1 protein-coding gene is annotated in these 271 nt (G+C 41.3%); it reads right to left on the reverse strand.

Features of this window, described 5'->3' with window-relative positions:
- Positions 1-37 precede the first annotated feature (37 nt).
- Positions 38-271 (reverse strand): RusA family crossover junction endodeoxyribonuclease (locus SB749_RS19545; RefSeq protein ID WP_410711770.1); only part of this gene is annotated, 234 nt, incomplete at its 5' end.

A 271-nucleotide genomic window follows, 5' to 3' on the forward strand; every position in this document is an offset into this window, starting at 1 on the left:
GGCTTGTGATTTACTTTCTTGACTGATCCATCAAAATTTACAAAAGACATATTTGTTCCTCCTCATGGGTTGGTTTGAGAGTTGAGACTTCGACTTCAATTCTCGGTGAACTGCTATAGAATTTGCTTACATGTAGATCGACTATCTGGCTATCATCCTGCCAAATGACTTTATTCAGGCCATCTTTTATCCCTTTGATGTAGTTATCAACATCCGGCTTCTTAGCTGGTCTCAGCTCGCCTCTTTCAGCTTCTGCGGCCTTTTTCTTGCT

It is taken from the genome of Brevibacterium sp. SIMBA_078 (assembly GCF_046534565.1).
Taxonomy (GTDB): Bacteria; Actinomycetota; Actinomycetes; order Actinomycetales; family Brevibacteriaceae; genus Brevibacterium.